Source organism: Butyrivibrio sp. AE3003 (assembly GCF_000686065.1).
Taxonomy (GTDB): Bacteria; Bacillota; Clostridia; order Lachnospirales; family Lachnospiraceae; genus Butyrivibrio; species Butyrivibrio hungatei_A.
This window is the reverse complement of the sequence record NZ_JMLX01000001.1, coordinates 2,968,745-2,982,754: the sequence shown is the minus strand read 5'-3', so window position 1 is coordinate 2,982,754 and position 14,010 is coordinate 2,968,745. Positions and strand designations below refer to the sequence as shown.

Sequence of the window (14,010 nt, the reverse complement as noted above, 5' to 3'; positions counted from 1 at the left end):
TATTATTTGAAATAATGCTAAGTTTTTGATGTAATATTATCGATATACAAAATAAGAAAAAGTGTTTTATACACAAAAACAGGAGGTGCTATATGGACATACCTTCCTTATCGATGGCTTTATCTCAAAATCGCATACTCACAGATGTAGGCGTAGCAATGCTATCCAAAAATCTGGACACTATGGAAGCAGCCGGACAGAATATGATCGCAGGTATCGAATCTGTATCGGAAACTTCCGTTAACCCCAATATCGGTTCAAACATCGATATAAGTCTTTGAAATACGCCATCAGAAAACTTGCCCGTGGCATTAAGCTACGGGCATTTTTATTTCTTATTTTTTCTTTTTGAGAATTATGCCGGAAAACCACCAATCGGACCGGCTCCCCCGGATTTATACATCAAACGCCCTGCAAAGCAACAGCGCTGTAGATCATAAAGCTTATTGATAAGATCATTACAATTACAAGAGGAACAGTGAAAAGAGACTGCTTCTTTTCCTCAACCTGAATCCCTGTCATATTCATGATGTCAGGCTCCTCTTTTTTCTTCCAAAATCTCAATTTGTCGATATAATCCTGTCTACCCTCAATCTTCGCCATCTTTTTAACTATTAAAATAGCAAGCGCGGTAAATATGATCGAAAATACTAACAGGAATATAAGCATGAGCGCCTGCATCACGCCTTCGGGAAGCTTATCCGCCAAAGTTTCGGCATTCGCTACTTCCTCACTACTATCTAACGCAAAATATATTGTCATTACTTCATAGGAATTAAACACCGCATGCGCTATAAACGACGGGATGACACTGCCTGTCGCTTCAACCATGAGACAGAACATAAATCCCATTACGGCTCCGTATGCAAACTGGTTAAAGTTAAGATGCATCATTCCAAAGAGCACTGCCGAAAGGATCATTGATGCAAGCACCCTGCCCGTTCTTCTGTAACTCTGGAATATAACTCCCCTGAATATGATTTCCTCAACAAACGGTCCAAATAAGCCTATTGAAGCAACCATAAGCACCATCGGGTATTCAACCATCTGATCGCTTATAGAAGCAACTGCGTTATCCACAAACATCATGGATATTGCGTTTACCAAACCAACAAGTGGGAACAACGTAATAACATAGAGTACCGACAATAATGCCGTGCTGATCTTTACCTTCTTGAGCGGTATGACCGACAGCAGCCCCTCACCGCTATAGAATATGACCGCAACAGACGGAATAAGTATCATCAACTCGCAAAGTGCATTATTTATCGGGAGTGACAGGTTTTTTCCCGTAAACGCCTGCCAAAAAGAAATGTAAATCATAATCACGAACGTTGACAATACCATGAAAAAGAACGCAATGTTCGCTTTTTTGTAATCCATACCCATATTTTATTTCCTCACAATTGAATCCGGTTTAATCTCAATCTTGCCTTCTTTGAGAAGTCTACCGACAGCTCTTTTGAACTCATTCTTACTCATACCGGTCTTATCACGAATAAGCTCAGGTGCTGCTTTGTCGTTAAAAGGAATCTTTCCGCCACCCTTTTCAAGCATATCAAGAAGCTTTTCTGCATCGGCGTCCATCTGAAGATATGCTTTTTCTCTAACGCTTAAGTTAAGCCTTCCGTCTTCCCTGACAGATACAACTCTGGCATTTACGCTGCTTCCAATCTCGATATTGCCATATAATTCCTTCTTTGGAATAAGCCCCGAATAAATATCGTCAACCGCAACAAATGCCCCAAAATTGTCGCTTAATTCATAAACCGTTCCCATAACCTTATCATCTTTGGAATAAGGGCTCTTATCCAAAAGATAATTGTATACATTCATAGTAACACAAAGTCTGCTACTCTTATCAATATACATTGCACAAAGAACTTCTTCGCCCGCTCTGACTTTCCTTGTCTGCTCCTTGAATGGAAGAAGGACGTCTTTTTCAAGTCCCCAGTCCATAAACGCTCCGATCTTACTCGTCTCTTTTACCTTGAGCATTCGTACGTCGCCAAGCATTATCTTAGGTGTTTTGGTCGTTGCGATAAGTCTGTCATCGGAATCCTTGTATATAAACACTTCCAATCTGCTTCCGATATCGCATCCCTCGGGTACCTGTTTTCCGGGCAAAAGAACTTTTTCGTCACTTCCGCTCTCCTCCGCAAGGTATACACCGAAATCAACTTTCTTTATTACTTCAAGTTCCTGTTTTTCTCCAAGTTTGATCATTTAGGTTCCTCCGTCCTCTTAGTATCTGCAGTAATCAGTTCTGCATTATCATGTTATATATTTATATTACCGTATCAAGCAGTAATAAGCTCAACTACGCATACAGGTTTTCCGTCTTCTCCGTTAAGACTTACTATATACTTATCATTATCATCTTTTTTACTCATAATAACAACAGGGCAAAGAACATCTCCAAGCCTTGACTGTTTTTTGTACTCGGCGCGCATGGCAACAATCTTAAGATCACGCTTAGGGAGACAGTCCATGGCGATTCTTACGTACTGTCCGTTATTTACGTGATTGTTGGTATCAAGGTTGTGCTGCTTTACCTGTATCTCTTCTCCCCAGAATCTTTCATCTTCTTCGGAAATCTCAATCTTTCTGTCTTCATACTTCATATCAAGTTTAGGCTCAAGCGGATACGCTTTTAAAATTTCATCTGTTATCCTACTTGGAAAGCCTTTTTCTATGTCTACAAGGGTCCAGATTGAATTGGCGACCGCAAGTCTCTCTCCATCCTTTGTATCCATGAAGAAATTTCTATAGCCGATAGCACCTCTGAGTTCATACGGAACAGTTCCGATAACAACATCCTCGCACAGCTTGGGATATCTGTTCACAACGATCTGCCATGACGAAAGAACCCAGACAATTCCCTTATCCCTAAGATATTCCATTGATGCCGGTCCGTCCTGTGTCTGAAACGTGGAGCAATCCTGAAAATAATCTATTAGTGACTCAAGCGTAAGCTCTCCGCTTCTGTCTATTTCGCTGTATCTTATCCTTGAATTGAATGTATACATGCATTTCTCCTTCTATAGTCGTCAAACAGCTTGTATTCACGGAAGACAAACCTTTTTGACATTCTACAACATGTAACAAATTATATATCATGCAGAATACTCCGTATGACCTGAATATAAAAATTAAAGCGAGATTGTCTCCAATCTCGCTTTATCAATATAGCTGGGCTAGTAGGATTCGAACCTACGTAATGACGGAGTCAGAGTCCGTTGCCTTACCGCTTGGCGATAGCCCACCGACAAGAAATGATTATACGTGAGGTATCATAAAAATGCAAGTACTTTTTGAAAATTTCTTATCAAATTGAAGCAAATTTTTTAAATTCACTTCAGCTCTTATATTTCGTGCCGCGTCCCTTCCCAATTACCGATACATAATTCTTATCAACAAGCCCTTTTAATATATTCGCAACTTTTGTTCTCCCAAAAGGTACTGCGTCTGTCATTCTGCGTCTTTGGCTTCAACTTCTTTTAATGTATTCCTGTAATCGTCAAAATCCTCAAACACATATACTGTAATACCGTCATCAGCATATACCATATGGGATTCATCCAAAAATAACGGCGTATATGCCGGATATTCGGGATCGTCAACCACTCTGCCATATGTCAGTACAAAAAATCTTCCTTTGGGAAGCTCACTCAAATGTCTTTTATCCTGGAGCCACTGCTCCACAGTCTTATCAGCATCATCTAGAGCTGAAAAAGTAGTATCTTTCGTAATCCAAACCTCAGCCTTGCCATCAGTCAGCTCTGTAACACTATTCCCAATCCAAAATGGAACAAATCCCTCAGTGGGCATATTCTCATCCCAGATGTCTTTTACAACCATATAATTAGAACCATTAGGTACAAAAGGCAACCTTGATTCAAACGGATTCTTTACTGTAATCTTTGAAACCAGGCAGAATGTTACGATCAAATATCCTGTTATTAAAGGAAATACCTTAGAAACCTGCTCATTCTTAATCACTCTTTTTGTAATAAACAATATCGGATATAACAAGGTCATTAGAGGGATCCAATATGTTACGCTGTATTGGTCGATGCATATCGAATACACAAAACCACAGAAAACAATAGATAAAGCCGTAAACAACAGATAAAAACGAGTCAGAAAATCTAATTCCTTTATCTTTGAAAACAGAATAATCACACAAGCGACAATAAGTGTGCAAAATCCTAAAGCCAGAAAATTCACCGCGCCATATATTCCCATAAAGGAAACATCATTAAAACAAAAGCCGTACAATGAAAATAAATCACTGATTGTCTGCAAAAAATTCCCAATCGAGATTTCTTTCCACTGATACGTAACCTGATCTCTAAAATGGTAAACACTGCGAAATATGCAATAATTAACCGCCATTCCCATAAGATATGACAGAAAAGCCAAAACGGTTATTAAAAAAAGCTTATAAGGCTTTTTTTGATTCATAAGATAATTATTTACCAATTCAACCATTCCCACCAACACAGCAGGAATATAGCATATAAGTGCCTGTCTCGCACCACCCAATCCTGCAAGCAGTGCAACAATAAGCAGAGACGATAAATATATAATCTTAGATCTACGCTCAGTTGCCTTATATAATTCAGACATAAGACCAACCGAAAGAAAAGTCAGACAAATATGAGGTATATAAAAAGCGCTATAAACAATCATATAGCCGTAACTGGCACCAAAAGGAAGAAATAGCATCCACAATGTCCATTTTCCTTCTCTTTCATAGCCAAGCGCTTTCATCATAAACTGATAACACACAGCCAGTAAAAGCAGCATAACGATATCAGATGCAATTCTTACAGCCTTCCAGTTATTAGGAATAAACATGAATACAAGCTTATATATAAGTTGCGTATTTATTACTCGGAGTTCTGTTGAATAGAACCAGTTTTTCGCCAGTATTCCGCCTTCATCCGCAAGCAATTTGCTCAACACCAGCTCAGATGAAGTATCACCATTCATAAGGGTATAGTAGTTGTAATTAATATAATAAATTGCAAACCCTAATGAAAATGCAGCCAGAATCCAAGGAATCATCTTGCTACGCCTTACTTTTGTCATATCAAAAGCACCTATATTCATGTTATCCCCCAGCAATTATGTTTAGCCTAAATATCAGCCCTCAAAGAGAAGATCTGCGTATGTAGGAATAGGCCAGTCTTTCTTATCTACGAGCATCTCGAGCTTATCGGCAGGAGTTCTGAGAGCTTCCATGATAGGAAGAACCTTATCCTTGTAGAAGAAAGCAAGTTCGCGCTGATCCTTGATCTTGCGTGCTTTCTCTTCGCTTGCCTTAAGCTTGTCGAGAGCAGCTTTCATCTTGCCAAGCTGCTCCTGGATTTCCTTGAGCTCGGCAACTTCAACAGATGCATCAACACCTGCTGCCTTGATCTGATTAACATCTGTCGCAACTCTTCCGGCATACTTCATAACAGCAGGAATGATCTGCTTCGAAGCCATATCGATCATTGTAAGTGCTTCGATGTTGATTGTCTTAGCATATGATTCAAATATGATCTCTCTTCTTGATTCAAGCTCTGTCTTTGTATAAACGCCGAATCTGTTGAAGAGATCGATAGCTTTCTCTGTCGTGAGTGTATCTGCAGCTTCAATTGTGGACTTGATATTGGGAAGTCCGCGTCTCTCAGCTTCTTTTACCCACTCGTCAGAATATCCGTCACCGTTGAAGATGATCCTCTGGTGATCTGTGAGATATTCCTTGATAAGGTCATGTACTGCCATATCGAAATCTTCAGCCTTCTCGAGGATATCGGCAGCTTCACAGAATGTCTCTGCTACGATTGTATTAAGTGTAGTGTTGGAACTTGCCATAGAATCAGAAGATCCAACCATTCTGAATTCGAACTTATTTCCTGTAAATGCAAAAGGAGATGTACGGTTTCTGTCTGTAGCATCTTTCTCAAACTGAGGAAGTGTTGAAACACCGGTCTTGAGCTTGCCGCCCTTTTTGCTGGACTTTGCAACACCTGTCTCAATAAGCTGTCTTACAACGTCCTCAAGCTGCTCTCCGAGGAATACGGAAATAATAGCCGGAGGAGCCTCGTCAGCACCGAGTCTGTGGTCGTTTCCAACGTCTGAAGCGCTCTGTCTGAGAAGATCTGCGTGTGTATCAACAGCCTTTAAGATACATGCAAGTACAAAAAGGAACTGTACGTTTTTATTGGGTGTATCACCGGGATCGAGAAGGTTTACACCGTCATCTGTGCAAAGAGACCAGTTATCATGCTTACCTGAACCGTTAACACCGGCAAAAGGCTTCTCGTGAAGAAGGCATCTCATGTGATGATGCTCAGCAACACGTTTCATGGTCTCCATAATGATCTGATTGTGATCTACAGCGATATTGGCTGTCTCATAGACGGGTGCAAGTTCATGCTGTCCGGGAGCAACCTCGTTGTGCTGTGTTTTATCGGGAACTCCGAGTTTCCAGAGCTCAACGTTGAGATCGTTCATGAACTCACCGACTCTTTCTCTGATAACTCCGAAGTAATGATCTTCCATCTCCTGTCCCTTGGGAGGCATAGCACCGAAAAGAGTTCTTCCTGTGAAAAGAAGATCCTCTCTCTTCATTGCTTTATCCCAGTCAACAAGGAAATATTCCTGTTCCGGTCCTACGGATACATTAACTTTTGTGGCTGTAGTATTACCGAAAAGCCTTACTATTCTGAGTGCCTGCTTGTTAATTGCCTCCATCGATCTAAGGAGTGGAGTCTTCTTATCAAGCGCATCTCCTGTATATGAGCAAAAGGCAGTGGGAATGCAAAGTGTAACGCCTGCTCCGGATTCCTTAAGGAATGCAGGTGAAGTGATATCCCATGTCGTATATCCTCTTGCCTCAAATGTGGCTCTGAGTCCACCTGATGGGAAAGATGAAGCATCAGGCTCACCCTTTATCAGCTCTTTTCCTGAAAAAGAAGTAAGCATCCTTCCGTCTTTATCAGCGCTTCCTACAAATGAATCATGTTTCTCGGCTGTAATACCTGTAAGTGGCTGGAACCAGTGCGTAAAATGTGTTGCTCCGTTCTCAACAGCCCACTCTTTCATAGCATTTGCGACAACATCGGCAGATTCTTTTGATAATTCTCCGCCATGCTCCGTAACGCTAACAACCTCTTTGTAAACATTCTTTGGAAGTCTTTCTCTCATCTTTGCAAGAGTAAAAACGTTCTGTCCGAATATCTCTTCTACGTTCACCCTATTGCTCATCAGTGCCCCTTTCTATACTGCAAAATTTAACTGTTTAAAAGTTTACATCAACTTTTCAAAAACTACTACCAAAATATTATTATTTTTTCTCATTTTCTTTTGAAGGGACTCTGAGTATGTCATATTTCTCCGCAGCCTCAGAAAGTTCCACATACAAAACCTGCTTGGGATGAGGGCAGGATTCCACGCTCTCTCCATCCTCGTTGTACATCGCCTTCACCGTAACTTTTACATCGGTTCCGTCAGGCTTCATGATCTCAATCTCATCTCCGACAGAGAACTTGTTTCTCTGCTCAATCTTAGCATAACCCCTGTTATCGATTTCATTCACGATTCCAAGGTAGATGTACTCATTTACATATGTATTGACGTCATAGATCTGCGTCTCATCGCTGGGCTTTCCGAAATAAAAGCCTGTCGTAAATTGTCTGTATGTGCACTTAGAAATCTGCTCCTTGTACCAGGGCATGTTCTCCCTGTACTTCTCTTCGGATTCAAAGAAATCATCTATTGCTTTTCTGTATGTTCTTGCAACAGTCGCAACATATAGAGCGGTTTTCATTCTTCCCTCAATCTTGCAACTGTCAACGCCCGCATTTACAAGCTCAGGTATATGCTCTATCATGCACAGATCTTTGGAGTTAAAGATGTAAGTACCTCTGTCATTCTCATATACCGGAAGGTACTCGCCCGGTCTTTTTTCCTCAACAACGGCATACTTCCATCTGCAAGGATGCGTGCAAGCTCCGTGATTGGCATCTCTTCCTGTGAAATAGTTGGACAAAAGACATCTTCCCGAATATGAAATGCACATAGCCCCGTGAATGAAGCACTCCATCTCAAGATCCTCAGGAATCCTCTCCTTGATCTCTTTTATCTCATTAAGCGAAAGTTCTCTTGCCGCAACAACTCTCTTCGCGCCAAGATCATACCAGAAATTGTATGTCTCGTAGTTTGTGTTGTTAGCCTGAGTTGAAACGTGAATATCTATCTCGGGGCAGATTTTTCTTGCCTTCATAAATATACCCGGATCCGCGATTATAAGCGCATCGGGCTTAAGTTCTTTTAACTCATGAAGGTATTTGTCAACGCCGTCAAGATCGTAGTTATGTGCCAAAATATTCACGGTGACATGAACTTTTACACCGTGCTCATGGGCGAACTCTATTCCTTCTTTCATCTCCTCGGGGCTGAAATTCTTAGCCTTAGCTCTGAGCCCAAAGGCATCGCCGCCGATATAAACGGCGTCCGCTCCAAATATTACCGCAGTTTTAAGTACTTCCAAACTGCTTGCGGGAATAAGTAATTCCGGTTTTTTCATTATAATCTCCATACCTTTACAACTTTACAGACAGTGCCATACCGTCGCCAACTGTCAAAATAACCGTGTTTAATGCATCATTGTGTTTCAGTTCATACAGATACTCTCTCATTCTTGCATGAATGGTGCGGTCTCTCCTCGTAACAGCAAATCTTGATTCTATAACATCGCCATCCTGAAGCACATTATCAGAAACGAGCAGGCCTCCCTTATTAAGTATCCTCAGACACTCGGGTAAAAAATTTATATATTGCGCTTTAGCCGCATCCATAAAAATAAAATCATACCCTTGGGAAAGCGTTTTTAAGATCTCAGTCGCATCACCCTCCAAAAGTGTGATTTTATTGTTAGAATCGTATTTTTTGAAATTCTCTTTTGCTACGGGAATTCTTTTCTCGTATTTCTCTATGGTGGTTATCTTGGTGTCTTTACCCGAATATTCCGCCATCAAAAGTGCCGAAAAGCCAACAGCGCAGCCGACCTCAAGAATATTCTCGGGTCTTGCCTGCGCCATCAGGAACTTAAGAAGTGCCTGCGTGTCCTTCCTTATAATGGGGACATCGCCGGCCTTCGCTTCTCTTTCTAGTTCATCAAGAAATGGAGTGTTACCTCTGTCCAGCGAATTGATAAACGCTGTCATCCTATCCTGATCAATCACTCTCTTTCTCTTCTCCTTCGCTTTCTTCGGTATCTTCGCCTTCTGTTTCTACAGGCTCTTCCTCTTCCTCAGGAGCAAGATCTTCCTCTTCCTCCAATGCCTTGTTTCCGCCTGAAGACGAATCGGTTGTAGCTTCTACCCATGTCTTGCCATCCTCGCTAAGTACAAGGCCTGACATTGTCTTGAGCATATCTTCGGGAGTCATCTTAGTATTAAGCTCATATGTACCGGCTTTTTCTTTTCCTTTACAATCAGAAAACTTCTCCTGCATCTTAAAGAGTCTCTTATCTTTTATAAGACCTGCATCAGCAAGCTTCTCTGCTATAGCGCCGGCATCGTCTCCGTCTTCAATGGTAACGCTGACTGTTTCTCCGTCACCGTCTCCGTCATACACTGCTGTCTGATTAAAAAGATGATAACCGTAGTAATAAGCTGTCTTTGCGCCTCCAATTATGATAAGCGCTACTACAACTACAAAAACAATCTTTGTTGTGGAATCAAAAATTCCATATCCCAGTTTTCTTGAATTCATATAGCTATTCCCCTTAAGTGATACGACAAATAACCCGTTCGTATCAGAAATTTGTGTCCATGATTATCGGCATTATCATGGGTCTTCTCTTTGTCTTCTTCCATATGTAATCGCTGAGGACTTCTTTAACAATATTCTTAAGCTTGCCCCAGTCAGTCACTCCCTTTTCAAGAGCTTCGGTAACTTCGTCCAAAACAAGATCCGTTGCATCGTCGATCAGCTTGTCCGACTCCCTTACATATACAAATCCTCTTGAAACAATACTCGGTCCGGAAACAAGCTGGCCGCTAGCCTTATCAAGTCCGAATACTACTATTACTATACCATCCTCGGCAAGGTGCTGTCTGTCTCTGAGGACAACATTTCCAACGTCTCCGACTCCAAGTCCGTCAACAAGAATTGCTCCCGCAGAAACCTTTCCTTTTACTTTAGCACTATTTTCATCAAGTTCAAGTATATCACCTGAATGCAATATGAAGATATTTTCTTTTGGTATTCCAAGTTCTTTTGCAATCTTTCTCTGTGCGATAAGATGCCTGTATTCACCGTGAACAGGGATAGAATACTTAGGCTTAACAAGCGTATAGATAAGCTTTATATCTTCCTGACACGCGTGTCCGGAAACATGTACATCCTGGAAAATTACATCAGCACCCTTCATCTGAAGTTCATTGATTATATTTGTTACAGCCTTCTCATTTCCCGGAATCGGATGAGATGAGAAAATAACCGTATCTCCGGCACCGATAGAAATCTTTCTGTGCTGTCCGCTTGCCATTCTGCTGAGGGCAGCCATACTCTCTCCCTGACTTCCGGTTGTAATGATAACTGTCTTGTTGTCAGGATAGTTCTTGATATTATCGATATCGACAAGTGTGTCATCCGGAATCTGAAGACACTCAAGTCTCTGGGCAATATCAATGATGCTGACCATGCTTCGGCCTTCAATAACAACTTTTCTTCCGCACTTGTGTGCTGTATTTATGATCTGCTGAACTCTGTCAACGTTGGATGCGAATGTTGCGATAATTATTCTTGAATTCTCATGTTCTTCAAAAAGATTGTCAAAAGCTCTTCCGACAGTCTTCTCAGAAGCAGTAAATCCCGGTCTCTCAGCATTTGTAGAATCGCACATGATTGCCAAAACGCCTTTTTTACCAATCTCAGCAAATCTCTGAAGATCGATTGGATCTCCAAAGACGGGTGTGTAATCAACCTTGAAATCTCCGGTATGAACCACGGTTCCAGCAGGCGAATAGATTGCAAGCGCCGCTGCATCTACAATAGAATGATTTGTTCTGATGAACTCGACTCTAAACTGGCCGAGATTGATAGACTGTCCGAATTTTACAACTTTTCTTCTGGTGCTCTTAAGTAAATTATGCTCCTCGAGCTTGTGCTCGATAATTCCCATTGTAAGCCTTGTCGCATACACAGGGACATTAAGCTCATGCAAAATGTAAGGAAGCGCTCCGATGTGATCTTCGTGGCCGTGAGTGATCACAAAGCCCTTCACCTTATCGATGTTCTCCTGTAAAAAAGTAACATCGGGGATTACAAGGTCGATTCCCAACATATCGTCATCAGGGAAAGACAGACCGCAATCCACTACAATAATACTGTCTTCATATCTGAAGGCAGTGATATTCATTCCAATCTGCTCAAGACCACCCAAAGGTATGATCTGCAGTTTGGACTCGTTTTCAGTTTTTTTCTTGCTCAATAATTATTCCTCCACTTCTATGGCGGATGCGTAGAACCGGATATTAACCTTTTGCCCGTTAAATATCGAGATCTATGCCATCCTCAGAAAGCAGCTTACGAAATACACCTGCAACTGCATCCAGTTCCAAGTCGTCGTCTACAATAACATAAACCGCTTCTTCATCTTTTATATCGGAGTCGTCGCGCAAAATCAGCGCCTCTCCGTCACCATCTTCTTCATCTGTGACAAGTAAATAAGTCTTTGCACCTATCACTGTCTGCTCGAGGCAATAAAACTCTACAGCTTCACCACCGTCGGGACTAAATATAATCTTTTCCAAAATTAATCACCATTATTCTTTTCTGTTATCCAGATAATCCTGAAGGATAACTTGCGCAGCGATCATATCGACATACTCTTTTCTTTCACGACCTTTTATTCCGAGTTCGTCCATAATCTCATCGGCTGCTACTGTTGTAAGTCTTTCATCCCACATTATCACGGGGACATCGGTACGTCTTTCTATTCTATCCTTGAATTCAAGGCACAACTGCGAACGCTCAGAAGGCGTCATATCCATATTGACGGGGAGGCCCAAAACTATCTTCTCTACGCCGTAAGTGGTTATGAGTTCTTCTATGCGTGCCAGTGTTCTTCTAAGTTTGTTTTCTTCTTTCCTACGGATTATTTCTTTTCCCTGCGCAGTAAGAAGCAGCTCATCACTCAAAGCCACCCCTACAGTTCGAGATCCGTAATCAAGACCCATTATTCGCATTGATACTACTCTCTTATTATTTTCTTGCCCACTCGTTGCTCTTGATATACTCTGTAAGCATCTCTTCCACAAGTTCATCACGCTCAACCTTCATAATAAGGCTTCTTGCTCCCTTATGGCTTGTGATATAAGTCGGATCGCCTGACATAATGTAACCTACGATCTGATTAACCGGATTGTATCCTTTCTCAAGCAGGGCATCATAAACAACCGAAAGAACTTTTTTAACACCCGTATCAGGATCAGCTTCGACTTTAAAAAAACTGAGTGTTACCCAAATTCTGTTCTGCCATATTTTTATCTCCATTCATCATAAAAAATTTTATATTTTGAAGCTGCCATAAAACCGGCCGCTTAAATTCTGATATTTCACTATATATCTTAATATTACACTACTGTATTCAAATAAGCAATGTATCGGTATTCAGAAATCTTCTCGGAATCACCTTGGAAATCTCACCACTTATCGCACCATAAGCGTTTGCTTCGCTCTCGGGAACCGCAACTCTGACATACCTGTCAGTATGACCGATAACATATGTAATCTTATTTATCTCTTCGGTATCTTCCCAGAGAACCGAAAGTTCTTTGCCAATGAACCCTTCTCGGTAGCTCTTTGACTGTGCTTTTGTAAGATCCAGAAGTACATCACTTCTCTCACTCTTCTGCCTGTCAGTGAGCTGTTCCTTCATTCCGGCAGCAACCGTGCCTTTTCTCGGCGAATACTTAAAGACATGTATTTCGTAGAAGTTAATGTCTTCCACAAATTTTCTGCACTCTTCAAATTCTTCCTCTGTCTCGCCCGGAAAGCCGACAATAATATCGGTTGTTATCGCAGGATCCCCGAAAACCTCTCGAAGATACTCCACTCCGTTCTTAAAATCTGCTGCCGTATAATGCCTGTTCATTCTCTTAAGAACAGAATCAGATCCGCTCTGAAGCGAAAGATGGAAATGAGGACAGAGCTTATCAAGTGCGCCAAGTCTTTTGGCATTTTCTTTTGTTATGATCCTCGGTTCCAAAGAGCTTAATCTTACTCTCTCAAGTCCTTCGATGTCATTTATCTTTTCCACAAGATCTATTACAGCCGATTGTCCTTTATCAACTCCGTATGAACTTATGTGGATTCCGGTAAGAACCACTTCTTTGCAGCCCTTCTGTACAAGTCCCTTTATCTCGGAAAGAATCTCTTCCATATCTCTGCTGCGTATTCTGCCTCTCGCATATGGGATAACGCAGTAAGTACAGAACTGATTGCATCCGTCCTGAATCTTGATATACGCCCTTGTTCTTCCGGGAAGTTCGTTTAGAGTCATGTCTTCATATTCGGAAGTTTTATTTATATCTATTATGGATGTTCCGCCAAGAGTCTTGTCATCAGTCTCGTTCTTGATCTCCAAAAATTCATCAAGGATCTCGACTATCTCTGACTTCTTGTTATTACCGACCGCAAGGTCTATGCATTCATCTTTTTTGACACCTTCAATACCTGTCTCAACATAACATCCGACCGCCACGACAACAGAATCGGGGTTCTCTTTTTTTGCCTTATGAAGCATCTGTCTGGACTTTCTGTCGGCGATATTTGTGACCGTACATGTATTGATAATATAGATGTCAGCCTTCTCTCCAAAAGGCACGATTATGCCGCCCGCTTCCTTGATTTTCTGGGCCATAACATCCATTTCATAGTTATTTACTTTGCACCCAAGATTATGCAATGCAATCTTTAGGTTTCTGATGTTTTTTTGCATTG

Annotated in this window: 13 protein-coding genes, 1 tRNA gene and 1 pseudogene; 1 reads left to right on the top strand and 14 read right to left on the bottom strand. The window is 41.3% G+C overall.

All coding sequences use genetic code 11. The features are described from left to right. Positions 1 to 92: 92 nt before the first annotated feature. Entirely contained in the window at positions 93 to 281 is a 189-nt protein-coding gene (locus tag CD00_RS0114330) for a YjfB family protein (protein WP_026656585.1), read from the top strand. A gap of 121 nt (positions 282 to 402) precedes the next feature. On the opposite strand, the gene CD00_RS0114325 is transcribed toward CD00_RS0114330, so the two are convergent. From CD00_RS0114325 to mtaB, 14 genes and pseudogenes are all read right to left on the bottom strand, one after another. Continuing rightward, on the bottom strand, positions 403 to 1,383 hold the full coding sequence (locus tag CD00_RS0114325; protein WP_185750463.1) for a CPBP family intramembrane glutamic endopeptidase: 981 nt from the start codon (positions 1,381 to 1,383) through the stop codon (positions 403 to 405). Positions 1,384 to 1,392: 9 nt separating this feature from the next. Then, positions 1,393 to 2,226, bottom strand: a complete 834-nt coding sequence (locus CD00_RS0114320; protein WP_026656583.1) for a CvfB family protein — start codon at positions 2,224 to 2,226, stop codon at positions 1,393 to 1,395. Between the two features lie 74 nt (positions 2,227 to 2,300). Then, on the bottom strand, positions 2,301 to 3,029 hold the full coding sequence (locus tag CD00_RS0114315) for an acyl-[acyl-carrier-protein] thioesterase (RefSeq protein ID WP_026656582.1): 729 nt from the start codon (positions 3,027 to 3,029) through the stop codon (positions 2,301 to 2,303). 163 nt (positions 3,030 to 3,192) lie between these two features. After that, a tRNA-Gln gene (locus CD00_RS0114310) sits at positions 3,193 to 3,265 on the bottom strand. 206 nt (positions 3,266 to 3,471) lie between these two features. After that, a complete protein-coding gene (locus CD00_RS0114300) occupies positions 3,472 to 5,118 on the bottom strand; it encodes a hypothetical protein (protein ID WP_026656581.1) in 1,647 nt (548 codons plus the stop codon). 33 nt (positions 5,119 to 5,151) lie between these two features. After that, on the bottom strand, positions 5,152 to 7,263 hold the full coding sequence (locus CD00_RS0114295) for a glutamine synthetase III family protein (protein WP_026656580.1): 2,112 nt from the start codon (positions 7,261 to 7,263) through the stop codon (positions 5,152 to 5,154). A gap of 79 nt (positions 7,264 to 7,342) precedes the next feature. Further along, positions 7,343 to 8,584: a peptidase U32 family protein gene (locus tag CD00_RS0114290; protein ID WP_026656578.1), complete on the bottom strand. Its 1,242-nt coding sequence runs from the start codon at positions 8,582 to 8,584 to the stop codon at positions 7,343 to 7,345. A gap of 16 nt (positions 8,585 to 8,600) precedes the next feature. Then, on the bottom strand, positions 8,601 to 9,242 hold the full coding sequence (locus CD00_RS0114285) for an O-methyltransferase (RefSeq protein WP_026656577.1): 642 nt from the start codon (positions 9,240 to 9,242) through the stop codon (positions 8,601 to 8,603). Then, the gene (locus CD00_RS19530) at positions 9,235 to 9,774 is read right to left on the bottom strand and encodes an endolytic transglycosylase MltG (RefSeq protein ID WP_051199176.1); all 540 of its coding nucleotides are present in this window, start codon (positions 9,772 to 9,774) and stop codon (positions 9,235 to 9,237) included. Before CD00_RS19530 ends, CD00_RS0114285 begins: the two co-directional genes overlap by 8 nt. A 43-nt stretch (positions 9,775 to 9,817) precedes the next feature. Continuing rightward, the gene (locus CD00_RS0114275) at positions 9,818 to 11,497 is read right to left on the bottom strand and encodes a ribonuclease J (protein WP_026656576.1); all 1,680 of its coding nucleotides are present in this window, start codon (positions 11,495 to 11,497) and stop codon (positions 9,818 to 9,820) included. A 58-nt stretch (positions 11,498 to 11,555) separates the two neighbouring features. Further along, positions 11,556 to 11,819, bottom strand: a complete 264-nt coding sequence (locus CD00_RS0114270) for a DUF1292 domain-containing protein (protein WP_026514412.1) — start codon at positions 11,817 to 11,819, stop codon at positions 11,556 to 11,558. Positions 11,820 to 11,831: 12 nt separating this feature from the next. After that, entirely contained in the window at positions 11,832 to 12,254 is a 423-nt protein-coding gene (ruvX, locus tag CD00_RS0114265) for a Holliday junction resolvase RuvX (protein WP_026656575.1), read from the bottom strand. Positions 12,255 to 12,270: 16 nt separating this feature from the next. Continuing rightward, positions 12,271 to 12,547 (bottom strand): annotated as a pseudogene (locus tag CD00_RS0114260) (IreB family regulatory phosphoprotein). A gap of 108 nt (positions 12,548 to 12,655) precedes the next feature. Then, entirely contained in the window at positions 12,656 to 14,008 is a 1,353-nt protein-coding gene (gene mtaB, locus CD00_RS0114255; RefSeq protein WP_026656572.1) for a tRNA (N(6)-L-threonylcarbamoyladenosine(37)-C(2))-methylthiotransferase MtaB, read from the bottom strand. Positions 14,009 to 14,010: the final 2 nt, after the last annotated feature.